This is a genomic window from Natronolimnobius baerhuensis, from assembly GCF_002177135.1.
Lineage (GTDB): Archaea > Halobacteriota > Halobacteria > Halobacteriales > Natrialbaceae > Natronolimnobius > Natronolimnobius baerhuensis.
Map to the genome: position 1 here is coordinate 368,703 of NZ_MWPH01000002.1, position 22,296 is coordinate 390,998.

At 59.1% G+C, this 22,296-nt stretch carries 20 protein-coding genes and 1 pseudogene; 11 read left to right on the plus strand and 10 right to left on the minus strand.

The window, feature by feature from the left end; all coding sequences use genetic code 11:
- Positions 1–192: 192 nt before the first annotated feature.
- Positions 193–459, plus strand: a complete 267-nt coding sequence (locus B2G88_RS08165) for a hypothetical protein (RefSeq protein WP_054863395.1) — start codon at positions 193–195, stop codon at positions 457–459.
- A gap of 201 nt (positions 460–660) precedes the next feature.
- On the opposite strand, the gene B2G88_RS08170 is transcribed toward B2G88_RS08165, so the two are convergent.
- Entirely contained in the window at positions 661–1,314 is a 654-nt protein-coding gene (locus B2G88_RS08170; RefSeq protein ID WP_087714495.1) for a DUF6517 family protein, read from the minus strand.
- Between the two features lie 156 nt (positions 1,315–1,470).
- On the opposite strand from B2G88_RS08170, the gene B2G88_RS08175 reads away from it, so the two are divergent.
- A complete protein-coding gene (locus B2G88_RS08175; RefSeq protein WP_087714496.1) occupies positions 1,471–2,592 on the plus strand; it encodes a pyridoxal phosphate-dependent aminotransferase in 1,122 nt (373 codons plus the stop codon).
- 64 nt (positions 2,593–2,656) lie between these two features.
- On the opposite strand, the gene B2G88_RS08180 is transcribed toward B2G88_RS08175, so the two are convergent.
- Complete coding sequence (locus tag B2G88_RS08180) at positions 2,657–3,424, minus strand: hypothetical protein (protein WP_087714497.1); 768 nt, start codon at positions 3,422–3,424, stop codon at positions 2,657–2,659.
- A 92-nt stretch (positions 3,425–3,516) separates the two neighbouring features.
- Positions 3,517–4,176, minus strand: coding sequence for an HAD family hydrolase (locus B2G88_RS08185; protein WP_054863334.1), 660 nt, complete (start codon positions 4,174–4,176; stop codon positions 3,517–3,519).
- 160 nt (positions 4,177–4,336) lie between these two features.
- Between B2G88_RS08185 and B2G88_RS08190 the strand changes: the two genes are divergently transcribed.
- From B2G88_RS08190 to B2G88_RS08205, 4 genes are read left to right on the plus strand one after another with little or no spacing between them, the layout of a single operon-like run.
- Positions 4,337–6,103: a cation:proton antiporter gene (locus B2G88_RS08190; RefSeq protein ID WP_054863335.1), complete on the plus strand. Its 1,767-nt coding sequence runs from the start codon at positions 4,337–4,339 to the stop codon at positions 6,101–6,103.
- Positions 6,096–7,802, plus strand: coding sequence for a cation:proton antiporter domain-containing protein (locus B2G88_RS08195; RefSeq protein ID WP_054863350.1), 1,707 nt, complete (start codon positions 6,096–6,098; stop codon positions 7,800–7,802). The genes B2G88_RS08190 and B2G88_RS08195 overlap by 8 nt, the downstream gene beginning before the upstream one ends.
- Before the next feature lie 39 nt (positions 7,803–7,841).
- Positions 7,842–8,036, plus strand: coding sequence for a hypothetical protein (locus tag B2G88_RS08200; protein WP_054863351.1), 195 nt, complete (start codon positions 7,842–7,844; stop codon positions 8,034–8,036).
- A gap of 38 nt (positions 8,037–8,074) precedes the next feature.
- The gene (locus B2G88_RS08205; RefSeq protein ID WP_054863336.1) at positions 8,075–8,527 is read left to right on the plus strand and encodes a universal stress protein; all 453 of its coding nucleotides are present in this window, start codon (positions 8,075–8,077) and stop codon (positions 8,525–8,527) included.
- A 28-nt stretch (positions 8,528–8,555) separates the two neighbouring features.
- Here the strand turns inward: B2G88_RS08205 and B2G88_RS08210 are convergent, their stop codons facing one another.
- The 3 genes from B2G88_RS08210 to B2G88_RS08220 all read right to left on the minus strand — a co-directional run bounded on the left by B2G88_RS08210 (position 8,556) and on the right by B2G88_RS08220 (position 13,354).
- Positions 8,556–10,256, minus strand: coding sequence for a cation:proton antiporter (locus tag B2G88_RS08210; protein WP_054863337.1), 1,701 nt, complete (start codon positions 10,254–10,256; stop codon positions 8,556–8,558).
- Positions 10,249–12,021, minus strand: a complete 1,773-nt coding sequence (locus tag B2G88_RS08215) for a cation:proton antiporter (RefSeq protein ID WP_087714498.1) — start codon at positions 12,019–12,021, stop codon at positions 10,249–10,251. The genes B2G88_RS08210 and B2G88_RS08215 overlap by 8 nt, the downstream gene beginning before the upstream one ends.
- Before the next feature lie 97 nt (positions 12,022–12,118).
- Positions 12,119–13,354, minus strand: a complete 1,236-nt coding sequence (locus B2G88_RS08220) for an MFS transporter (RefSeq protein ID WP_176393202.1) — start codon at positions 13,352–13,354, stop codon at positions 12,119–12,121.
- Between the two features lie 336 nt (positions 13,355–13,690).
- On the opposite strand from B2G88_RS08220, the pseudogene B2G88_RS08230 reads away from it, so the two are divergent.
- Positions 13,691–15,081: pseudogene (locus B2G88_RS08230) on the plus strand (RNA-guided endonuclease InsQ/TnpB family protein).
- 66 nt (positions 15,082–15,147) lie between these two features.
- Here the strand turns inward: B2G88_RS08230 and B2G88_RS08235 are convergent.
- A complete protein-coding gene (locus B2G88_RS08235) occupies positions 15,148–15,516 on the minus strand; it encodes a methylglyoxal synthase (RefSeq protein ID WP_054863338.1) in 369 nt (122 codons plus the stop codon).
- A gap of 122 nt (positions 15,517–15,638) precedes the next feature.
- Between B2G88_RS08235 and B2G88_RS08240 the strand changes: the two genes are divergently transcribed.
- Complete coding sequence (locus B2G88_RS08240; RefSeq protein ID WP_087714499.1) at positions 15,639–16,070, plus strand: VOC family protein; 432 nt, start codon at positions 15,639–15,641, stop codon at positions 16,068–16,070.
- 7 nt (positions 16,071–16,077) lie between these two features.
- On the opposite strand, the gene trkA is transcribed toward B2G88_RS08240, so the two are convergent.
- Positions 16,078–17,412 (minus strand): Trk system potassium transporter TrkA, encoded by a 1,335-nt coding sequence (gene trkA / locus B2G88_RS08245; protein WP_054863339.1) that lies wholly within the window; start codon positions 17,410–17,412, stop codon positions 16,078–16,080.
- A 222-nt stretch (positions 17,413–17,634) separates the two neighbouring features.
- Here trkA and B2G88_RS08250 point away from each other — a divergent pair, with 222 nt between their 5' ends.
- Together B2G88_RS08250 and B2G88_RS08255 are read left to right on the plus strand one after the other, a co-directional pair.
- Entirely contained in the window at positions 17,635–18,429 is a 795-nt protein-coding gene (locus B2G88_RS08250; protein WP_087714500.1) for an Lrp/AsnC family transcriptional regulator, read from the plus strand.
- Positions 18,430–18,438: 9 nt separating this feature from the next.
- On the plus strand, positions 18,439–18,645 hold the full coding sequence (locus B2G88_RS08255; protein ID WP_054863340.1) for an FmdB family zinc ribbon protein: 207 nt from the start codon (positions 18,439–18,441) through the stop codon (positions 18,643–18,645).
- Positions 18,646–18,770: 125 nt separating this feature from the next.
- On the opposite strand, the gene B2G88_RS08260 is transcribed toward B2G88_RS08255, so the two are convergent.
- Positions 18,771–19,637 (minus strand): 2-oxoacid:ferredoxin oxidoreductase subunit beta, encoded by an 867-nt coding sequence (locus B2G88_RS08260; protein WP_054863341.1) that lies wholly within the window; start codon positions 19,635–19,637, stop codon positions 18,771–18,773.
- Positions 19,637–21,391 (minus strand): 2-oxoacid:acceptor oxidoreductase subunit alpha, encoded by a 1,755-nt coding sequence (locus B2G88_RS08265; protein WP_087714501.1) that lies wholly within the window; start codon positions 21,389–21,391, stop codon positions 19,637–19,639. Before B2G88_RS08265 ends, B2G88_RS08260 begins: the two co-directional genes overlap by 1 nt.
- A 158-nt stretch (positions 21,392–21,549) precedes the next feature.
- Here B2G88_RS08265 and B2G88_RS08270 point away from each other — a divergent pair, with 158 nt between their 5' ends.
- Complete coding sequence (locus tag B2G88_RS08270; RefSeq protein WP_054863342.1) at positions 21,550–22,221, plus strand: FAD-dependent oxidoreductase; 672 nt, start codon at positions 21,550–21,552, stop codon at positions 22,219–22,221.
- Positions 22,222–22,296: the final 75 nt, after the last annotated feature.

Sequence of the window (22,296 nt, forward strand, 5' to 3'; positions counted from 1 at the left end):
ACTGTCGAAAAGGTTGCTATCGTCACCACTGAAACTCGAACGCACTCACGCACCCGTAACAAGTGCGAGCAGGTCGGACGCTGTGGGAGCGCTCGGACAGCAAATCGGTCGATATCGACCTAATTCTTGTGATACTGACATCCAAATATATTAGAGAGTATCTACTTTTCACGTATCGTTGTTGGCCTGTGTATGAGCATTCGATATCAACTGCGAGAACGATTTGATTTCGGAACGGTCGGACAGCAGGTCCGGTCAGCACTCGGCCTCTCACACGCTCCTCAAGAGGCTCCCAAATCTGTTCGAGACCGCGATGACGCCACCGGGCAAACGGACGCCTCAGGAAATCTCTTTCACTGCTCGAGTTGTGGTGTCGTCTACATCGCCACAGCAAAACAATCCTGTACGACGTGTGAAACCGACGTCGAGCAGGTTCGGTCGACGCTCTCCTGTCGGTAACAACTCGAGGTCGACAGCGAAGGTAGTACTGGAGAGTCAAAACTGTTTGACAGAACCACGGTCTACGTTCTGGGAATCGTACTTGAGAGTCGAGTACAAGTAGAGTAGCCACTGAACGTCAGTGCACACCCAATCACACGACAGCTATGCGATTGGTGCGTACACAGTGTCAGTTGTTACGATAGAATCAGCGGCGGCCGCTCACACAGGGTGTTCGACAGATTCCATCAAGCGCTCGATGTTCGCCGCTTCGCCGGCCAGCAGGCGGGGATGTGTCCCAAGTAAGACGAGCAGATCGTCCTCGTGAATAAAGGATGTCAACGCGATTTCGACCTCGAGAACCTCATCGCCGTATTCGGCTTCGCCGCCGAAAATAGTGACTTCGCGGCCCTCGCCCAGAATCTCGAGGCCAAAGGAGTCCTCGTGGCTGATGTTGTCGATGTCCTGTTCGCCATCAAGTTGGGACATAAGTTCCTCAAGGAGTTCCTCGCCGCTTAGGTCTGCAAGTGGGTTGAACGAGCGGCCAAGGACTTCGATGCCGGGGATCGAAACCGCTGCGAAGAGGCCGGCATCCTGTGTCTGGCCCTGCAGTTCCCGCTCTTTCGTGTAGAGGCCTGCCCACAGCGAGGCTCGGATTTCTCGTTCGACCCCGATATCGACTTCCTCGTCGATTTCTTTGTGTTCAATCTCGTCTTCTTCGTACCCGGTTTCTGCGAGCGCGGACGCGCTCGGAACGACCTGATTGGCCTCGAACTCGAGTGGGCCCTCGCCCCTCACGAAGTCGAGACAGCCGGCTGTCAGTGCAACTGCCCCAGTTGCCCCCGCACCAAGGAGCGACCGCCGAGAGAGAGTCATCACTGCATAGTTCGACAGGACCCGTATATTAGTTGCGGATCGTTCAATTTCGGAGACAAGAGCGTCTGTCCGGACTGACTGTTCAGTCGAGATGGGACTTTCGTGGGAGTCGGAGAACCATCAAGAGTTATCCGGATTGGCTGCCCTCATACAGCCATGACAGAGTTCTCACAGCGGGTCGAACAGGTGTCGATCAGTGGCATTCGCGAAGTGTTCGAAGCCGCCAGTGACGACGCGATCAATCTTGGACTCGGCCAACCGGACTTTCCAACGCCGGCACACGCCCGCCGCGGCGCAATCGAGGCCATCGAAAACGGTCACACCGACGCCTACACGTCGAACAAAGGCACCGAAACCCTCCGCGAAGCTATCGCCACGAAGTACGACCGTGACTACGGCCTCGAGATCGATCCGGCCGACGTCATCGCCACCTCGGGCGGCAGCGAAGCCCTGCATATCGCACTCGAGGCCCACGTCGATCCCGGACAGGAGGTCATCTTCCCCGATCCGGGCTTTGTCTCCTACGACGCGCTGACGAAACTCGCCGACGGGACGCCCAAGCCGGTCGGGCTTCGCGACGATCTCACGCTCGATCCAGCAACAGTCGAGGAGGCAATTACCGACGACACCGCTGTCTTCATCGTCAACAGCCCGGCCAACCCCACCGGAGCCGTCCAGAGCGAAGAAGACATGCGCGAGTTCGCACGCATAGCCGACGAACACGACGTGCTCTGTGTCTCCGACGAAGTCTACGAGAAAATCGTCTTCGAGGGCGAACACCGCTCGCCGCTCGAGTTCGCCGAGTCGGACAACGTCGTCGTCGTCAGCGCCTGCTCGAAGACCTACTCGATGACTGGCTGGCGACTCGGCTGGGTGACTGGTTCAAACCGACGCATCGAACGCATGCTGCGCGTCCATCAGTACGGCCAGGCCTGTGCCTCCGCGCCCGCCCAGTACGCCGCCGAGGCCGCCCTCACCGGACCGCAAGACCCCGTTTCGGAGATGGTCACCGCGTTCGAGGACCGCCGCGATGTCGTCGTCGACGGCCTCGAGGACGCCGGACTCGAGGTGCCGACGCCCTCGGGTGCGTTCTACGCGATGCCGAAGGTACCCGACGGCTGGTGTGACGAAGTGATCGACCGCGGTGTGGTCGTCGTCCCCGGCGACGCCTTCGGCGCGAACGGCGCGGGCTATGCCCGACTGTCGTACGCGACCGGCATGGAGGAACTGAAAGAGGCACTCGAGATCATGGCCGACGCGACGGCAGCGCTTCGCTGATCTATTGCCCGTCTTCGACGGGGTGGAGTGTCACTCGAGGCAGTCATATTTTGGAGTGGGATGTTCACTCCCCGATATCGATATCAATATCGACGGAATCGTCATCGCCATCATCATCTAATCCTGGGATATCGTCCGGCGGACCAGCGTCATCGGCTGGTGAGCCGTCATCGAACGGCCAGCCGGGATCGTCAACTGGTGACGCAGAGTCACCATCGTCCCCAATATCGTCGTCTGATTCGGTGTCGTCATCGCTTTCACTTTCGTCGTCGGACTCAGCGCCTTCACCGCCATCGCTCTCATCGTCAGAGTCGGCGTCGTCCTCGCCCTCACTTTCGTCGTCAAACTCGTCGGCACTATCGTCGTCGGGCTCGGCGTCGTCCTCGCCCTCACTTTCGTCGTCAAACTCGTCGGCACTATCGTCGTCGGGCTCGGCGTCGTCCTCGCCCTCACTTTCGTCGTCAAACTCGTCGGCATCACCATCGCTTTCATCGTCCTCGTCATCGTCGGATTCGCCCTCGTCATCGTCGCCGCTCTCGCTGTCGCTCTCGTTGGCCTCGGCTGCAACGTCGTCTCCAAACTCCTCGAGCGCGGTCTCTCCATCGGTGTCTTCGCCGGGGCCGGCACTGCCACCGAGGATCATCTCCGGTGTCAGGAGCCATGTCATCGCAAGCATCGCAGCCGCAATCAGAACGACCAGCCCGAGCACCTGAACGCCAGACGGGCCAGGATCTGCACTGTCTCCCGTATTCGCGCGTGGGTCTGGGCCTGCGTCCGGACCAGGTGCAGCCTCCGATTCCGGTCGCTTCTCGGGCGACTCTCCAGCAGACATTATGCCCGATGCTCACCCGCAGTCGGCTTTGTTAGTCGTCAGGTACAACTACAGCCAGCACCGTCTCGATGGGCCGTTGCAGCCTTACTCGCTCACTCGAGGCCAGCGAGAATCTCCGGCAGCGCCGTTGCAATGTCGGCCTGCTCGACGTGGGCCACAGCCCGCGAATCGGGCTCAGGGCCGCCCTCGAGGAGTACCTGTATGACCGCCATTCCGGCGTTGCTCGCGCCGTAGACGTCGGCGTCGACGTCGTCGCCAACGTAGACCGTTTCCGCCGGTTCGACGTCCAGTTCAGTTGCAATCGCTTCGAACGCACGCGGGTCGGGTTTGCCCGCCTCGAGTTCGCCCGTGACGAGGGCGGCATCAAAGCGGTCCTCCCAGCCGAGCGTCTCGAGTTTGTCCCGCTGGGCCCGAACTGGCCCGTTGGTCAACAGCCCAACTCGGTAGTCGGCTTTGAGATCCTCGAGCATGGATTCGACACCGGGCAGCGCCTCGAGTGCGTCTGCGATTGCCTCGCGGTAGGCCGTGGCAACGGCGGCCGGATCGGCTGTGGTATCGTACTCGGCGAGCAAGTCGATGAAAATCGGCTCGCGCGAGCGCTGGGTGAGGTGGTTTCCATGGGCCTCGAGATAGTCCTCGCGCGTGAGTGCCGGCGCGTCAGCAGTGTCGACGGCCTCCTGTAACAGCGTTTCGCGGTCCCGCGTCGGAACCGCAAGCGTATAATCGAGGTCGAAGACGACCGCCTGTGTCATAGCAGTCAAGGCGGACTCGAGGGGGTTGAAACTATCCCTTCTGGATACACCGATCACCCAGTGATGTCGCCTCGCGTGGGAGTCAGTTCTGACGACACCACGACGTATCGATGCCGGGTTCCGACACCGTTAATTCAGTCGCCTAGGAAGATTCGGGCAGATGGTTACCGAAACAGCGCTTACTGTTGATCTCGCTGTTATTTTGTTCTGTGCGACATTTGCAGGATTCCTCGCCAAACAGACTGGCCAACCGACGATCATCGCGTACATTCTCGCCGGCGTCGTGATCGGACCGGCAGTGCTTGGCATCGTCGAGGTCAGCGAACTAACCGAGTTGCTCTCGGAACTCGGTCTCGCGTTCTTGCTGTTCTTGCTCGGGATCAAAATGCGTCTCGAAGAGATTCAACACGTCCTCTCACCAATCGTCAAAATTGCGCTCCCGCAGATGGCGCTCGTCTTTCTCGCGGGGGCGGGAATCGCGTATGCGCTTCCCCCGTTCGGTCTGCTCGAGGCGTTTCTCATCGGCCTTGCAGTAATGTATAGTTCGACGGCCGTCGTCATCAAGATGTTAAACGACAAGGACGAAGCAACCTCATTGCACGGCAAAATCGATGTTGGCATCCTGCTCGTACAGGACGTCGTCGTCGTCATTATTCTGGCCGTGCTCGCAGCCGGACAGCCGGAGAGTTTCACAGAGGTCGCGACGACGCTCGCCGTCGTGCTCGTCCTCGTTGCGCTCGTGACGGTCGCAGCGCTTGTTGCCTCCCGAACGGTCCTCCCGATTGTCTTCCGTCGGATCGCAGATAACAAGGAAATCTTCTTCCTCGTCGCTATCTCGTGGGCGTTTCTGTTCGTCTTCGTCTCCGACAACATCAACCTCTTTCTCGAGCCGTTTGGCATCGAGGCGTACCTCTCGATTGAGATGGGTGCGTTCATGGCCGGCGTCGCCATCGCCCAACTCCCCTACAGCAAGGAGTTGCAAGACCGGGTCAATCCGCTGACTGATCTGTTCGTCATGGTCTTTTTCGTCTCGGTCGCACTCGACCTCGAGGCCGCGCAACTGTTTGCGTACACCCAGGAGGCACTCATCGCTGCGCTGGTGTTGATGCCAGTAAAGTTCCTGATCTTCTTCTACCTGCTCGACTGGCAGGGTTTCGGGTCCGAAACGACGTTCCTCGGGAGTCTCAACATGATACAGGTCAGCGAGTTCGGGATTATCGTCACTGCCGTCGCGGTCACAGGCGGGTTCATCGAGGCCGAGGTGCTCGGCTTCATGACGCTGCTTGCAATCTTCACGATGGCCGTCTCGGTGTACTTCATCGAGTTCAGCCATACGCTGTTCGAGCGATTCGAGTCGCCGATCACGCGATTCGCCGGCGAGGGGTCGTTCGAGGGTGACAAACAGGAGTACCGCGATCATGCAGTCGTCATCGGCTACGACGACGTGACGCGAAACGTCCTGCCGTTGCTCGCGGATCACTACGAGGATGTTGTCGTCGTCGACCGAACCGTCGAACACGTCGAAACGCTCGAGGAAGAGGGGTACGACGCCGTCTACGGTGACTTCCGAAACGCAACGATCCGGAAGGATGTCGCCGCAAAACGAGCGGATTTCGTCCTCTCGTCGTCGGTCGACCCGGCGGTCAACTCGGTGTTGCTCGAGTCAGTCAGCGAGGACGCGACGGTCCTCGTCGAGGCGGATCGAATCGAAGACGCACGTACCCTCTACGATAGCGGCGTCCACTGTGTACTGATGACCCCATACCTCGCCGCGGACAGACTTGCTGCGTACCTGCACACGTATCTCGAGGACGGTCGCGTTACGGACCGACTCGAGCGAACGCTCGAGTCGGACATCGAGTTGCTGGCCACTGATGAGCCGTTCCCGGACCACGACGGTGGATTCGGAGGTGGTCTCGATGAGTGAGTTACTCACCGCTGTCTCGATCATGTTCATCATCACCGGACCGCTCTTGCTGGCGGCAAACCGGTACGACCTCCCGACAGTGCCGTTTTTCATCCTCGCGGGCGTTATCGCCGGATTCGCGATGGACGGCTTTGGCCTCGACGAGGAACTGACCCTCGAGATAGCTCAGTACGGGATTGCGCTGCTCGTGTTCTCGTTCGGCGTTGGAATCGATTTCGCTGCCGTTCGGTCGGTGCTCGGCGACAGCGAAATCGCAGCACTTGGCCAGATTTTCATCGTTGGCTCGCTCGGCATCGGGATCAGCATCGTCCTCGGTGTTGCCCCCACTGAAGCGATCTATCTGGGGATTGCGGCCGCACTCTCCTCGACAATCGTCGGCCGAGCGCTGTTACAGACCGAGATCGATCTGCGGCTGATCCGTGGTCGACTGGCGAGTACGATCCAGTTCGTCCAGGACCTACTCGCTATTGTCTTCGTGCTCATCCTGGGGACGGGAACGCTCGAACTCGGCCCAGTCGCGGCCGCTATTGGCTACGGGCTGGCCTTGATCGCCCTCGCGTTCCTCGTCAACCGATACCTGTTCGACATCATTGGTCGACTCGCCGATGGGTCGGACGAACTCATGATTCTGGGCGTCGTCTCCTTGCTCGCGGCATTTATTGGTGCTGCCGAGTTCGCTGGCGTCTCGATTGTCGTCGGCGCATTTGCCGCCGGTCTCGCGGTTCGACACGATCCAATCGAGTATCTCGGTCTGTTCAACGGCCTCGAGTCGATCAGGGACTTCTTTGTCGCGATCTTCTTCGTAACCATTGGCGCGCTCATCACGTTCCCATTCCTCGAGACGGGGCATGCCGAGTCCGTCGAGAAGGTGCTGATTGCCGGCGGTCTCGTTGTGCTCACAGTCGTCGTGAAACCAGCGCTTACGACGGCGATCTTGCTGGCGAAAGGCTATGAGCGACGCACGGCAACGCTGACCGGCCTCAGCATCGATCAGGTCAGCGAGTTCGCGCTCATCATCGCGATTCAGGCGCTGTTGATCGGTGCAATCTCCGAGACGGTGTTCGACGCGATCATCCTCGCTGCAGCCGTCACGATGATCACCTCGAGTCTGAGTCAACGCTACGACGAACAGCTGTATCGCGGGCTGGTCAACCGAGGGCTCCTCCCACGTGCACACGGCAAGATTGATGCGTGGAGCGACGTGCCAACGGACCTCTCTGACCACGTCGTCATCGTCGGCTACGGGCGACAGGGGAAGCGACTGGTCGAAACCTGCGAGGAACTCGACCACCCCTACGTCGTCATCGAAAACGATCCCGCTCGTCGAGAAACAGTCCGCAAGGAGTGTAACGCACTCGTCGTCGGCGACGCGATGGAACAGTACACGTGGGAGAAAGCAACCGTCGAGCAAGCGCGGCTGGTCTTCTCGACGATTGAATCCGATTCCGTCTCGAGACAGATTCTCTCCGCCGATTTCAACGCTGATTGTATCGTCCGTGCGAGCGAGCAGGAAACGGCGCTCGAGTTGCTCGAGGCAGGTGCGTTGTACGTCGGTGTCCCCGAACTCCTCGCCGGCCAGCAACTTGTCGAACACGTCGAAGACTTGCTCGAGGGTGACCTGACTGCCGAACAACTTCGAGCAGCGCGCCAGCAGGATCTGGAGCTACAGGCGGATGCAACGCAGCCGCACTTACAGTGAATCAGCAAGTCTTTGGTCTGTCTGTGCGAAGAACTTGCTGTGTTTGAACTCGGGCAAGTGCTTCGAATTGGACGAAACCTCGTCGTCTACACCGTTGGTGTTGGACTGTTAATCGTCGCCGCACTTGGACTTGCAGACGCCATCGAACTCGAGGCGCTCGTTGCAGTCCCACTGTTTGTCGTTGGGCTTGCCCTCGTCCTCGTCGTCCACGAGTATTTCGATGGCCCAGTCTGAGGGGCATCTATTTTGTCCGTGGTCTCACTAGCGGGAGTATGGACGCTCCAACACCACACTCTCGAGACATACTCGATCACGTTCTGGTTCCGGTGGCACACGAAGACGACGCCACGCAAACCGCACTCGCGCTCGAGCCGTACGATCCCGTTCACGTCACGGCGATCCACATTGTCGAAAAAGCCGACGGTGCCCCAGACAAAACACCAGTCGAGCAATCCGAAGCAATCGCTGCGGACTCGTTTGCGGCGATAGGAACCGTGTTTCCCGACGCCGATGAGCGGGTCAAGTACGCACGTCGCGTTGTCGATGCAATTTTCGAGGCCGCAGACGAACTCGATGCCAGCGCTATCGCGTTCCGCCCGCGCGGCGGGAATCGTGTGGTTCAGTTTCTCTCGGGTGACCGCTCACGGAAACTCGTCACCGGTGCCAACCGCCCCGTCATTGCTCTCCCAACGAGAGACGAGGTACCATCGGACGCAGACTCGTAGTCCGCCTTGCGGACCCAACAGACACAGGTTATATCCGCTCGTCACGACTCGCAAACCCGTCCTGCTCGAGCGTTTGGAAGTACGCCATGTGCTCTTGCTCAAGCGTTTCGGGATCCGTCTCACCGGCCGCCAGCGCCTCGACAGTTGAAACGAGTTGTTCGCCCGCGAGGACGTTCGGCACAGCAACGTGCGTTGCGCCCGCCTCGAGATACGATTCTGCATCGCCGGTCGACTCTGCTCGAAGGACGATATCGGCGTCACTCTCGCGCTCGAGGAGTGCCTCTGAGACGCCCTGATGGTCGACCGTCGAACAGACGAGCGCGGCGTTTTCGACCTGTGCTTTCTCCCACGGATAGTCTGCTAACGCGTCGCCCAGCACGTAGTGTTGACAGGCGGTATCGAGTTCGTCCCAGAGGACCGGGTCGTTTTCGATGACGACGTACGGGTGATCGAGTGTCTCGAGCGTTTCGACGAGTTGGCGACCGATTCGGCCGTAGCCGACGATGATGATGTGGTCCTCGAGGTCGCCGACACTGCTTCGGTCGTCGACTTTCCGCGTTCGTTGGCTCCGAAACAGCCGTGCGACGACGACCCGGTAGACGACGTCTTCGGTTCGTCGGCCGAGGAACGTCAACAGCATCGTTGCCGCAGCAGCGAGGATGATCGCGTCGAACAGCGCATCGGCTATCGTTTGCATCAACAGCGCCTGAATCGCGATGATGAGTGCAAACTCACTGACCTGATTGAGACTCGAGCCAGCCAGAAACGCCGTTCGAGCATCGTAGCCTTCGTAGATGAACGAGATGATGTGCACGACCGGGTTTACCACAAGCACGAGCAGCGTAATCGTACCCGCGATGACGAGGACCTCGAGTGACGGAATCGCAACGAGCGCACCGACAGTGACGAAGAAGATCGCAACGAAGAAATCGGTGATCGAACTAATTCCGTTTTGCACCTCGAGGGCCTGTGTCCCGTCGCTTCGGATCGAGATGCCGGCGGCGAACGCACCGATGACGAGCGAGAGGCCAACGTACTCTGCTGCAGCGATGAACGCGATCAGAATCGAGATACTGCCGACGAGTATGAGTTCGCCGTCTCCGTCAGCGAGTCGAACGAGGAGCGGGAAGCCATGGCGGTAGATCACCAGTCCCGCGACGACGAACAACACGCCGTAGCCGATTTGTGCAGCGATGCCGTCGGCTGTGACGACTTCGGTACTGAGGATCAACAGGAGCGCAATCGCGACCAGATCGTCGAAAAAGTGAATCGACGACGCGAGCCGACCGTGAACGAGGTTCGCCCGACTTTCAGAGCCAAGCAAGACGCCGCCGACGAGCGACGAACTCAGAACGACGGCCGCGGCGAAGTACGCCGCGTTTCGAAGTTGGTAGTCGAAGCCGAACAGGTCGCCAAACAGATAGCCAACAGCAAATGCAATCGGCGCGACGATGATCAGCTGTGTCAGTGCTGCGATTTCTGCATCTCGGAGTACCGACTCGAGGTCGCCGAAATCGATGCGAATCGCAAAGACGAACACGAGGAACGCGATTCCCCACTGTGCGAGAACGATTATTTCAGATTGCGTTACAGACTCGAAGCTACCAGCGATCAATCCGGCGATGATGTAAAACGGAATCGGCGAGAGGCCGAAGTGATTCGCGATTAGCGAGAGCACGCCAGCGGAAACGAAAACGACCGCCAGCGTAATGACGAGTTCCTCAGCCATCGGACTCACCTCCGTGGCGCCGATTGGGGTCCTCGAGTGGCTCGGTGTCGTCATCGGAGTCGTCCTCGAATCGTCTGACTGCCCGGTGTTGGCGCGCTTCAATCGCGTCGATATCGCGGCTGATTGCCTCGTCGAAGGACGTCTGGTCGGTGACGTACAACTCGACGTACTCGCTTAGCTTCTCGGCGGCGAGATGGGATGTCATGATGACGTAGGTCGCTCCGCGGTCGTAGAGTGTGCGTGCATCATCGATTCGCTCGGCCTCGACGAACACCGTCGCGTCCTCATTTACCTCTGCCAGCAGCGCCTTGTTGACCTCGCGTTCGACACTCGAACTCAACACGAACTCCGCGCCTTTCAGGTTTGATTCCTTCCGAACTTCGGTGTGTCTGAAATCGCCGAAGACATACTCGTAACGGCCTTCTTCCTCGAGTTCTTCAATGTGATCGGTTTGTCTATCGATGATCACCACCTCCTCGAAGTGCTCCTCGAGAAGCGGGAGCGCACGCTCGGTAATTTCGTCGTAGCCGATGGCAATCGCGTGATTCTCATACTTGCTAATGTCGGCGTCTTTCTCGTCGTCGGATTCGAACCGCCGGAACCACGGCTCGAGGCGCTCGTAGAGTGCGTGATTGTACGCGATGATGTACGTCGAGAGACTCATCGTCAGCAGCGCCATCAGACTCAGGTAGCCGAGTACGTCTGGACCGATGAGTTCCTGATCGATTGCGAGCGCGCCGACAATCAGTGAGAACTCACTAACCTGAACCATGTTGATCGAGCCGAGGAAGGAGGTTTCGACGTCGAACCCTTCGCGGTCGATCAGGTAGAACATGATCCAGAAGTTCCCAACCATGAGGATGATCGAGGCGACGATTGCTTGCCACCAGTAGGCAAGCAGACTCGAGAGGCCGTCGATCTGGAGCCCAATCGTGGCGAAGAAGACGAGGATAAAGAAGTCGGTGATCGGCGTGATCCGATCCTCGAGTTCCTTGCTGTAGGGGAGTTGGGCGAGGCTGATGCCGGCCAGGAATGCACCGACTTTCGGATCAAGGTCAGCGCCCTCTGCGATGGCGACGAACAGGAACGCCCAGGCGATAGCAACGATGAGGAAGACGTCTTTGTTGTCTGCGATACGCCGGAAGAGTCCTGGCAGAATGTATCGCGAGGAAAACAGCGAGAAGATGCCGATAAAGGACATCATGACGAGGATCACGGCGAGCGTGGACGCGATCTCGCTTGCGTTACCGAGTTCGTCGGCGGTAAACAGTGCAAGGACGATGACGAGATAGATGTCCTGCACGATGAGGACGCCGACGTCGATTTTGCCCGGGAGGCTGGTGATCTCGTCTTTGTCGGTGAGAATTTTGACGATGATCGGCGTCGCACCGAAGACGGTCGCAAGCGAGATGACGAGAATTTCAGTCGTGCCAAAGCCAAGCGCCAGCGCAACCAGAAACGCCAGCGCGGTCTGCATCACCGTCTGCCCGAACGCGATGTTCGTAACGGAGGGAAGAATCTCGCGAATGTCTTCGAAACGCATCTTCAGCCCGAGCAAGAACAGCAAGAACGCAAACCCGAGATCGCCCATCAACTCGACAAGTCCCTCGTTGGTCACGATATCGAACGCAACCGGGCCGAGGATAATCCCTGTCAGAATGTAGGCGATAATCGTCGGTTGCCCTGTCTGACGGGCAATGAGACCGATTATGGTCGCAACGACGACGATAATCGCAAAGTCGGCCGCGAGAGCAATTTCACTCATCGGCGATGTAGGTACTCTTGTTTTGCCCCATCTCGCGTTTATACGTTGGCTTCTCGGAACTCGAGGATTCGAATCGACCTGTCTCGACGCTCGAGGGCTACGACGTCTGTGGCATCCGCAGTGTCAGCAGGATAACCGTCGCCATGATTACAGCCAGTACGATGTAGCCCTCGTTGAAGTAGCCATAATCGGCGACGATTCCGAAGACGAGCGGGCCGCCTGCGCCGAGCGTCGCGGTCGTCGTTCGAATCACGCCGAGGCCCGTTCCCTGCATCGCATCGGAAAACGAGTCAGCGAGATACGACTGTGTGATCGCACCGGAGCCGAGCATCGTACTGATCAGGGCAGTGATGACGACGAGCGCCCAGAGCTGGTCGACCAGCGGCAAGAGCAGGAAGCCGGCGACTGGTGGGAGCAAGACGCCGACGAGCGAGCCACGCATGCCGATTCGGTCGTACGCTGCGCCGCCGACGGGTTTGACGATGACGCCAACTGCGAAGAAAAACCCGAACAGCAGGCTCGCAATCGCCGGATCGATCTCTTTCACGCTGGTCAGATACGTCGGGTAAAACGCCGTAAACGATTGCCAGATGAAGATGTAGAGAAATAGGATAAGCGACATCATCGCCATCTCCGGTCGCCGGAGCGTTCGAAACACGCCAAGTGTGTCACGGAGTGAGATAGGATCGTCCGTCTCGTCTGTTTCGCCCGTCTCGCTCGTCTCACCGGTCGACGTTCGCAGCGGTGGCACGGCGATGAAAATCACGATCCCGGCGACCAACAGGAGGGGCGCGACGAAGCCGAGTCCGGCCTGCCAAGCGACGCCAGCCGCGATCACGGTCGCAATGGGCGGTAACACGGTCTGGCCAATATCGCCCGTCGCCATCGTCACGCCGAGGGCACTTCCGAGGCGCTCCTCGTACCGTTTCGAGAGGAACGTGATTCGAGCGATGGGATACAGCGAGTGGGCAAGCCCCCAGAGTGCGGTCGCAGCGAACAGGATGATCGCCGACGAGGAGGTGACGACGATTCCGAGTGCCACTGCCACGCCGAGTGCGCTGAGGCCCAGCAGCGTCCGCTCGTTGTACCGGTCCGCAAGAATCCCCCCGGGAAGTTGGCCAATCGAGCCGAACAGCCAGAGGACGCTCACGAGCGAGCCAGCAACCGTCAGGCTCAGTCCGTAATCGCTCTGTAGATACGGGAGGATGACGGGGTAGATCATCCGCGCCCCGACCAACAACCCCCAGGTCGTCGCAACGGCGATCAGTGAAATCCCTTTGCCGCCACCCCACAACGCCGTCGCTTCCTGCCGTAAGAGAGTCCACACTGCCATTCAGTACTCGCTAGCACTACCTCATCGTCGGGCGGCCTTATCGCCTCGCGTCTCCCACAGCGCTTTCCGCTTTCGCTCGAGCGGTTCGGGGCTGTTGTAACTGTGCCCCACCGCACTCGAGAGCTGTCGGCTGAGTCCGGCGCTACTGACTGACAGGAGACCGCAGCAGGTCTCGAGGCAGTAATGGGCTTACGGAGAGTCAAGGAGAAAGCCCCGTCCCTTCAGGGCGGGGATGAATCCGACACTCCCCTTCACAAACCACCGTTCATGCCACGGCAGGATATTCCACGCTGCATAATCCATACCTCCAAGTAGGTTTGTCAACATAGATTACGTATGGCGAAACAGGTCGTTACGCGCACCTACACTGCTTCCATCAGGAACCAGCCACAGGTGTCTGACGACCTCGATTCGCTCGGGTTCACTGCCAGTAAACTCTGGAACGTCCTCAGAAATCGAAGATTTCTGATGGGCTGCACAAGAGCTCCGCTCTTGTGAGCGTCGGACGGTGGACAATCAGTCGCGTCTGGGATGAAATCGACTACATCCCAGAACACGACGAACTCACCGCCTACCTGAAGTCGCACGAACGCTACGATGACCTGCATTCTCAGTCAAGTTCGTTCGAGACGGCGAGCCGTCTCGTGATGCCAATGAGCTTCGCTCATTGAGCACAGCGAGTCCTTCAAGAACTCGCTGAGGCGTTCAACGGCTGGTACGGCAAACGACGCAACGGAGACACACAAGCAAACCCGCCCGGCTACCGCAAACACAACGACAACCACCCACGAAGTACGGTCACGTTCAAAGCCGCTGGCTTCAAACTCGACACCCAGTACAACCGCGTCCGGTTCTCCCAAGGCTCAAACCTCAAGGACTACTGGTCGGACTTCATCCTCTGTAAGTACCAGACCCGCCCCGACGTTGACCTCTCCAGCGTGGAGAGCGTCCAACAGGTTCGAGCGGTGTGGACGGGAGAGGAGTGGGAGTTGCACTTCGTGTGCAAAGTCGAGATTGAGGTGGTCGACTCTCCCGGCGAGAAGACGGTGGGTATTGATCTCGGTATCAACAACTTCGCCGCCCTCGCCTACCAAGATGGCCACAGCGAACTGTATCCGTTGAACTGTCTGAAGCAGGACGACTACTACTTCAGCAAGCGGATCGCCCGGTGTGACGACTCCGACTCCAAGCAAGCCACGCAGTTGAACCAAAAAAAGTCGGCTCGCCGCACCCATTATTTCCACACACTCTCAAAACACATCGTTCAACGGTGTGTGGACGAAGGAGTTGGCACGATTGTGGTAGGCGATCTCTCCGGTGTCCGCGAGGATGAGGAGAGCGGTGAAGCGGAGAACTGGGGCACACACGGCAACCTCGACCTACACTCGTGGGCATTCGACCGGTTCACCAATCTGCTCGAATATAAGGCCGAGATGGAAGGCATCACGGTTGAGGAGGTATCTGAGCGTGATACGTCGAAGTCGTGTTCGTGCTGTGGACGAAAGCGTGACGCGAACCGTGTTGAACGCGGGTTGTACGTGTGCGATGACTGCGGGACGGTGGCGAACGCTGATGTGAACGGTGCTGAGAACATTCGACAAAAAGTATCTCCGAGTCTTGCCTGCGATGGGGGAGATAGGAGTAACGGCTGGTTGGCACAGCCATCGACGTACCTGTTTGACAAGGAAACTGGCGCATTCGAGCCTCAAGAACAAGTCACGTCGTAAACCACAATATCCCAACCCAGCGGCGCGGTGCCGTGGGAATCCTCGCGCTTCAGCGCGGGGAGGATGTCAATCTGCGAGGCCCTCGATGAGGAATTCCGCAGAAGCAAGGTTTGTCGCAAGCGCAGTGTCGTGGACGTCACAGATCCGCAACAGCGCAGAGATATCCGGCTCGTGTGGCTGGGCACGAAGTGGGTCTCGCAAGAAGACGATGCCGTCAATAATGTCTTCTGCGACCTCGCCGCCGATCATCAGGTCGCCACCAAGCGGTCCCGATTGCTTTCGCTCGACCTCGAGGTCGGTTTCGTCCATCAGTCGCTGTCCCGTGGTGCCAGTCGCGAGCAGGTCGTACTCCTGGAGTTGCTGTTCGTGGGCCTGTGCAAACTCGATTAGATCCGCTTTCTTCTCGTCGTGGGCGATAAGTGCAACACGGGTCATACCGAGTGGTCGGCTGCCGGGAAAATAAGCGTGTGTCACTTCCGCGCGTCAGCGCACTGACTGCACACAGTGGCAGACGGACAACAGAACCATTATCACCGCTCGCCCACCCCACTCGAGACATGTCTACACAATCGCTTACGGCACATCACGTTGGACTCACCGTCGCCGATCTCGAGGCCGTCCTGCCGTTCTATCAGGACGTTCTCGGCTTCGAACTCGCCGGCGAGTTCGAGGTCTCCGGCGAGGCGTTTTCGGACGCTGTCGACGTCGCGGACGCGGCGGGCACGTTTGTCCACCTCGACGGACATGGCGTGCGTATCGAACTCGTTGAGTACGAACCCGAAGGTGAGGAGATTTCGAGTGTACAACTCAACCAGCCCGGCGGCATGCATTTTGGCTTCACCGTTGACGACCTCGAGGCGTTCTACGAGGACCTGCCAGCCGATGCTGAGACGCTGAGCGAGCCACAGACGACTGCGACCGGCAATTCGATTCTCTTCGTCCGAGATCCGGAGGAGAATCTGGTCGAAGTGCTCGAGATTAGCGAGTGAGCCAAACTCACATCGTCTCGACGACTTCGTCTAACACGTCAGCATCAACGAAGACGACGATGTGATCGCCCGGATAGATCATCGTCTCACCACGTGGCGTCACCAGATCGCCACCACGCGAGATTGCGCCGATAACGACGCCGTCGGGTAAGTCATTCATTGCTTCGACAATCGTCTCACCCGCTAAGACGCTGCTATCGTTTACTTCGAACTCGATTACCTCCGCCCGGTCGTGCTCGAGCATGGCGACTTTCTCGGTGTGGCCGGCACGAGTAAAGCGGACGATCTCTTCTGCGGTCTCCTCGCGCGGGTTGATTGCGACATCGATGCCAACCGTTTCGAACAGTTCGGCGTACTGGAGGTTCTCGATGACTGCGACCGTCCGGTCGACGCCAAGTCGGCGGGCAAGCAGGGAGACGAGCAAGTTCTTTTCGTCGCCATCGAGTGCAGCAATGACGACGTTGGCCTCGTCGATGTGTTCGCGCGCGAGGAACTCGGCGTCAGTCGCGTCGCTTTCCATCACGAGCGTGTTCGGCAGCGCTTCGGCGACCTCGCGCGCGCGGTCGTGGTCCTGCTCGATCAGTCGCGGCCGATAGCCGTGTTCTTCGAACTCTCGAGCGGCCTGGAAGCCGATTTCACTCGCACCAACGATGACGACTTCGTCGGCATCGTCGGTATCGAGCGTCGCAACGTCTTCTGCGAAGTCGACGACAGAACCGGGGCTGCCGATAACGACGACCCGGTCCCCTGCCCGGATAACGGTATCACCGGTGGCAACGATCATCTCGTCATCGCGGAAGATCCCAGCAAACGTCATCGAATCGTAGCAGTCGGCCTCCTGGACGGTCATATCGACAACGGGGCTTTCGGCGTTGATTTCGAACTCCGCCATTCTGACGAGACCGCCAACAAAGGTATCAACATCTTGTGTCGCAGGAAGCCCTGAAATACGGAAAATCGTTCGCGCAGTCAGCAGATCCGTACAGACCATGAAATCAACGCCGAATGCACCCTGTGACCCCTCCCAGGTCTCGAGGAGTGTTCGTCGCCGGACACGGGCAATCGTAAAGGCGTTGCTCGCCGTTTTGACCGCGCCACAGACGACGACGTTTACTTCGTCGTTGTCCGTACAGGCGATTACGAGGCTGGCTTCTTCGACATCCGCGGCTTGTAAGGTCTTGAGTTCGGTTCCATCACCGTGCAACGCGAGGACATCCATCGAGTAAGTCAACTCCTCGACAATCTCTTGATTGCGGTCGATGACGACGACATCGTGTGAGTCCTCTAAGTTGCTGGCGATTGCCTGTCCAACGTCACCTGCGCCGACGATTATTACGTGCATACAGTGGCTCGCAACTGCTGGTTGGTGTCTACTGTGTCTGGACTCAGGCTAATAATTGCTCCCCTCTGGTCCCAGTAGCAAATCCCTTCTCGAGACCGTCCAAATGGACCGTCCCGACATAGCCGACCGCTCGAGTGATTTTCGATTCGGAAAGGACCCCCTCGAGAACTATCGAATACGAAGTACCGAGGATATATAGTCCGGTATGACGCACAGGTATCTATGGGAGACGGGACCGGCAGCAGCTATCGACTCGACGAGATTGACCGTCGGATCATCTACGCGTTGATGGCCGACGCGCGCAATACGTCGGCACCGACTATCGCTGAGCAGGTAAGCGTCTCCGGCGCGACGGTCCGCAATCGAATCGCACAACTCGAGGAACACGGGATTATCGAGGGCTATCACGCGACTGTCGATTTCGAACACGCCGATGGCTCGCTGATGAACCTCTTTCTCTGTCACGTCTCGTTTGACGAAATCGAGGGTGTTGCCAGACGGATCGGCACCATCCCCGGCGTGATCAACGTCAGAGAGTTAATGGGCGGTCGCATAAACTTACACGTCCTTACAGTCGGAACCGATACGAGTGATCTACGCCGCATTGGGCGCGACCTCGCGAAACTGGACGTCGAAATCGAAGACGAGTTCCTCTTACAGACCGAACACGATTTCCCGTATACGCCCTACGGACCCGCCGATGGGCAGCCTCGAGAGCAGTTGACCGATCACATCAGCCTCACCGGCGGCGCGGAAGTCGTCGAAGTGAACGTCCACGAGGACGCCCCAATCGCCGACTGTACACTCGAGGAGGCAGCGGCGGAGGGACTGCTCGATGATCGGACGCTGGTGATTGCAATCGAGCGCGACGACGACGTGATCACACCACACGGCGATACAGAAATTCACGCCCACGATATCGTGACCGTGTTTGCACCGAACGAGACCGACGGGCCGACCGTTCAGGGCTTTCACGGCCCTGACAGAGAGCCAGACCTGCGGACGCGACAGCAGTAATTGGCATCCATGTCACTCAGTAAATATCTTCCCGAGTTCCTGCAGGGGGATGACGACGAGCGTGAGGCGGACCCGAACGCGACGATCATCTACGAGTGCCGTCACTGCGGAACTGACTTTGACGAAGACTTAGATCATTGCCCAGTCTGTGAGTCGACAGAAATTGCGACGTACACGTTCGATACTGGCGCTGAACTCACGGACGACGCGGAGTAAGACAGTCACGCTTGCCTCGAGACGGGTCCCCGGTCGACCGACCTCGAGTGAGAGCGGAGTACCTCGACGCTATCAGTGAAAACTGCAAACAAAAACAACACTGCAACCGAAAGGCGGTCGGTAGGTTAGTAGAACTCGCGGACGAGGTCCATCGCGTCCTCAGGCGCACCGTCTGGAATCTCGGACATGTTCTCGGTGACGCCGTGTTGTTCGTGGTACGGCACGGACTCGTCGTCCTGATACATCACACCTTGATACTCCTTGTCGCTGTCGAGGATGACTTCCTTGGCTGCCTCGTAATCGGTCGGGTCGTGGTCTTCGTCTTCCTGCAGGTCGACGAGGTTGTCGCGGAAGTAGTCGTAGGTGTCGACGTCGTTGAACGTGACACACGGGCTGAAGACGTTGACGAAGCCGAAGCCGTCGTGTTCGATGGCTTCCTGGACGATCTCCTGGTGGCGCAGGGCGTCGGAAGCGAACGACTGGGCGATAAAGGACGCGCCGGAGGCGAGTGCGAGTGCGAGTGGGTTCACCGGCGGCTGTTTTGGTCCTTCTGGGGTCGTCGAGGTTTCGAAGTCAGACCGCGACGTTGGCGAGGCCTGCCCTTTCGTCAGTCCGTAAATGCGGTTGTCCATGACGACGTAGGACATGTCGACGTTTCGGCGGACGGCGTGGACGAAGTGACCGGCACCGATTGAGTAGCCGTCACCGTCACCGCCGGCGACCATCACTTCGATGTCGGGGCGGGACATCTTGACACCCTGTCCGACCGGAAGCGCACGGCCGTGGACCCCGTGAAGGGCGTAGCTGTGCATGTAGGTCCCGATCTTGCCGGAACAACCAATTCCAGCGACCACGAACGTGTTGTCCGGGTCGTTTCCGGTTTCGGCGAGGGCTTTCATCATACCGTTCATCGTCCCGAAGTCACCGCAACCGGGACACCACGTTGGCTGCTTGTCGGATTTGAAGTCTGTGAATCGAACGTCGGAGCTCATTATGCTGGCACCTCTGCGGAGAGTTTTTCGGTGATCTGTTCGGCGAGTTCGTCCGCCTTGAAGCGGATACCGGTGTACTTGTTGATGCGTTTGACGCGGGTAAGGGCGTCGTGTTCGATCAGATCCGCGAACTGTCCCGTTGCGTTACACTCGACAACGATGACTTCCTCGGCCGCCTCGATCTCGTCGGTCAGATCCGGACGCGGGAAGATGTACGGCACCGAAATCACGCGCAGATCAACATCGTCTTCCTCGAGATACTCGAGGGCTTCGACGAGTGCACCTTCGTTCGATCCCCACGAGAGGATGAGGTTCTCGGAGTCAGGGTTCCCGAACTCACGGTACTCCCAGCCTTCTTCTTCTTTGGCGGTCTCGACCTTTCGATTTCGTTTGTCGACCTGCTGGACGCGCACGTCGGTTTCTTCGGTTCGGCGACCGAGTTCGTCGTGCTCTAAGCCGGTGGACATGTGTGCGCCGTCGGTTGTGCCGGGGATGGCACGGGGGCTGACGCCGTCTTCGGTGGCAGCGTGTGCGCGGAACCGACCCTGCGAGTCGAGCCACTGGTCGACGGTGTCGTCGTCGACGAGTTTGCCGCGGTCGATCTCGACGTCGTCCATGTCGAACGCTTCCGGTGGGAACGTCTGTTCGGTGACGGACATTGCCAGATCGGAGATCAGGAACACCGGCGTCTGGTACTTTTCGGCGAGGTTGAACGCCTCGATGGTCTTCCAGAAGCACTCGGTGATCGTCGTCGGCGCGACGACGAAGCGTGGCACCTCACCGTGGCCACCGTACAGCGCCATGTTGAGATCGCCCTGTTCCTGTTTCGTCGGCATCCCGGTCGATGGACCGGAACGCTGGACGTCAGTGATGACAAGCGGTGTCTCGCTGGTTGCAACGAGGCCGAACGTCTCGGTCATGAGGTCAATCCCAGCACCGGAGGTTGCGGTCATCGAGCGCGCGCCAGCGCGTGCACCACCAAGCGCCATGTTGATCGCCGAGAGTTCGTCTTCTGCCTGCACGACGTGCCCGCCGTACTCTTCGATTCGGCCCGTCAGATACTCCATGATGGAGGTTGCGGGCGTGATCGGGTAGCCGGCGTAGAAGCGACAGCCAGCGGCGATGGCACCCATGCCAATCGCTTCGTTGCCGTTCAAGAGGACGTAATCGTTGTCCGTCGTCTCGAGACTGTAGCCGAGGTGGTCCAGATCGTAGTTCTCCTGGACGTATTCCTGGCCGAGTCGAGCGGCTTCCTTGTTGTTCTCGACGATTTTCGAGCCTTTGCCGCCGAAGCGTTTCTCGAGGGATTCGTCGAGGTACTCGACATCGAAGTTGGCGATTTCACACGCCGCACCGAGTGCGACGACGTTGCGCATGATTGCGCCGCCGGCGTCTTCGGCGAGCGATTTCAGTGGTACGTCGACGGCGGTGATCTCGTCGGGGATTTCGGCTTCCCACGAGCGCTCACCGTCGTAGATGACGGCACTACCCTCGTGGAGTTCATCCAGATTCTCGTCGATTGTTCGCTGCGTCAGCGCAACGAGAATGTCGAGTCGGTCGACAACACTTTGAATATCATCGACAGATGTTCGAATCTTGTAGGCAGTGTAACCGCCGCGGATTCGCGACGCGAAGTCTTTCGACGTGAACACGTGTCGGCCGGCACGCGAGAGCGCCTGTGCGAAGATTTTTCCGGTCGAGTCGATGCCGTCTCCGGCTTCGCCTCCGACCGCCCAGTTGAGGTCCTCAGCCATGTTATGCCGGACCTTGCCCCCAGTAAATGAAAAGGCTTCTGAAACCCCTACCAGGTCACCTGCGTTGTGCCATCGATCCCCGTGTGTGGACATACGGCACCCGCGTTTCCAACAACCGGAACGGAACGCCTTTTCGCACAGCAGCCGAATCCGAAGCCATGGACGGAACGCCAGTCACTGTTGTATCGGTACGCGATGTCGGCCCAGAAACCGTCGCACTCGACCTCGAGACGCCAGCTGAGTTCGACGCCGCACCGGGACAGTTCGTCTTGCTGCGCGCGGTTCCCGGCGAGGGCGCAGTCGATGACCCGGACGATGACGACGTCGTCGAGCGCCACTATACGCTCTCCTCGCCGTCCGTCGCGGACACCTTCGAGATCACCGTCGGTGTCGACCCCGAGGGCGACCTCTCGCCGTGGCTCGCCGACCTCGAGGGCGGCGAAACCGTCCATATCGACGGCCCGTTCGGGACGATTACCTACGACGGCGACGAAGACGGCGACGTCGTCGCTATCGCAGGCGGACCGGGCGTCGGTCCCGCAATCGCCATCGCCGAAGCCGCCCACGACGCCGGTCACGACGCCGTCGTGATCTATCAGGACGACGCGCCCGCTCACCGCGAGCGACTCGAGGCCCTCGCGGACGATGATGTCCCGGTCGAACTCGTCGCGGGCGACGACCGCGAGGCACTTACCGACGCAATCGAGACGCATCTCGAGGCAGGACAGGTGTACGCGTTCGGCTTCGATGCGTTCGTGACGACCGTCGCCGAGACAATTGAGGACGCTGGCGGCGACGCCGACGGTGCACACATCGAGAACTTCGGCTAATCTGCTCGGTTGTTTGCCTGTCTCCGCGTGATACTTGCAAGCACAGTACCTACGCTCGCACGCGTTGTACATCAC

Excerpts from the sequence above, each read along its gene's own strand:
- B2G88_RS08165 (WP_054863395.1), top strand. The coding sequence starts at position 193 with ATGAGCATTCGATATCAACTGCGAGAACGATTTGATTTCGGAACGGTC.
- B2G88_RS08170 (WP_087714495.1), bottom strand. The coding sequence starts at position 1,314 with ATGACTCTCTCTCGGCGGTCGCTCCTTGGTGCGGGGGCAACTGGGGCA.
- B2G88_RS08175 (WP_087714496.1), top strand. The coding sequence starts at position 1,471 with ATGACAGAGTTCTCACAGCGGGTCGAACAGGTGTCGATCAGTGGCATT.
- B2G88_RS08180 (WP_087714497.1), bottom strand. The coding sequence starts at position 3,424 with ATGTCTGCTGGAGAGTCGCCCGAGAAGCGACCGGAATCGGAGGCTGCA.
- B2G88_RS08185 (WP_054863334.1), bottom strand. The coding sequence starts at position 4,176 with ATGACACAGGCGGTCGTCTTCGACCTCGATTATACGCTTGCGGTTCCG.
- B2G88_RS08190 (WP_054863335.1), top strand. The coding sequence starts at position 4,337 with ATGGTTACCGAAACAGCGCTTACTGTTGATCTCGCTGTTATTTTGTTC.
- B2G88_RS08195 (WP_054863350.1), top strand. The coding sequence starts at position 6,096 with ATGAGTGAGTTACTCACCGCTGTCTCGATCATGTTCATCATCACCGGA.
- B2G88_RS08205 (WP_054863336.1), top strand. The coding sequence starts at position 8,075 with ATGGACGCTCCAACACCACACTCTCGAGACATACTCGATCACGTTCTG.
- B2G88_RS08210 (WP_054863337.1), bottom strand. The coding sequence starts at position 10,256 with ATGGCTGAGGAACTCGTCATTACGCTGGCGGTCGTTTTCGTTTCCGCT.
- B2G88_RS08215 (WP_087714498.1), bottom strand. The coding sequence starts at position 12,021 with ATGAGTGAAATTGCTCTCGCGGCCGACTTTGCGATTATCGTCGTCGTT.
- B2G88_RS08220 (WP_176393202.1), bottom strand. The coding sequence starts at position 13,354 with ATGGCAGTGTGGACTCTCTTACGGCAGGAAGCGACGGCGTTGTGGGGT.
- B2G88_RS08235 (WP_054863338.1), bottom strand. The coding sequence starts at position 15,516 with ATGACCCGTGTTGCACTTATCGCCCACGACGAGAAGAAAGCGGATCTA.
- B2G88_RS08240 (WP_087714499.1), top strand. The coding sequence starts at position 15,639 with ATGTCTACACAATCGCTTACGGCACATCACGTTGGACTCACCGTCGCC.
- trkA (WP_054863339.1), bottom strand. The coding sequence starts at position 17,412 with ATGCACGTAATAATCGTCGGCGCAGGTGACGTTGGACAGGCAATCGCC.
- B2G88_RS08250 (WP_087714500.1), top strand. The coding sequence starts at position 17,635 with ATGGGAGACGGGACCGGCAGCAGCTATCGACTCGACGAGATTGACCGT.
- B2G88_RS08255 (WP_054863340.1), top strand. The coding sequence starts at position 18,439 with ATGTCACTCAGTAAATATCTTCCCGAGTTCCTGCAGGGGGATGACGAC.
- B2G88_RS08260 (WP_054863341.1), bottom strand. The coding sequence starts at position 19,637 with ATGAGCTCCGACGTTCGATTCACAGACTTCAAATCCGACAAGCAGCCA.
- B2G88_RS08265 (WP_087714501.1), bottom strand. The coding sequence starts at position 21,391 with ATGGCTGAGGACCTCAACTGGGCGGTCGGAGGCGAAGCCGGAGACGGC.
- B2G88_RS08270 (WP_054863342.1), top strand. The coding sequence starts at position 21,550 with ATGGACGGAACGCCAGTCACTGTTGTATCGGTACGCGATGTCGGCCCA.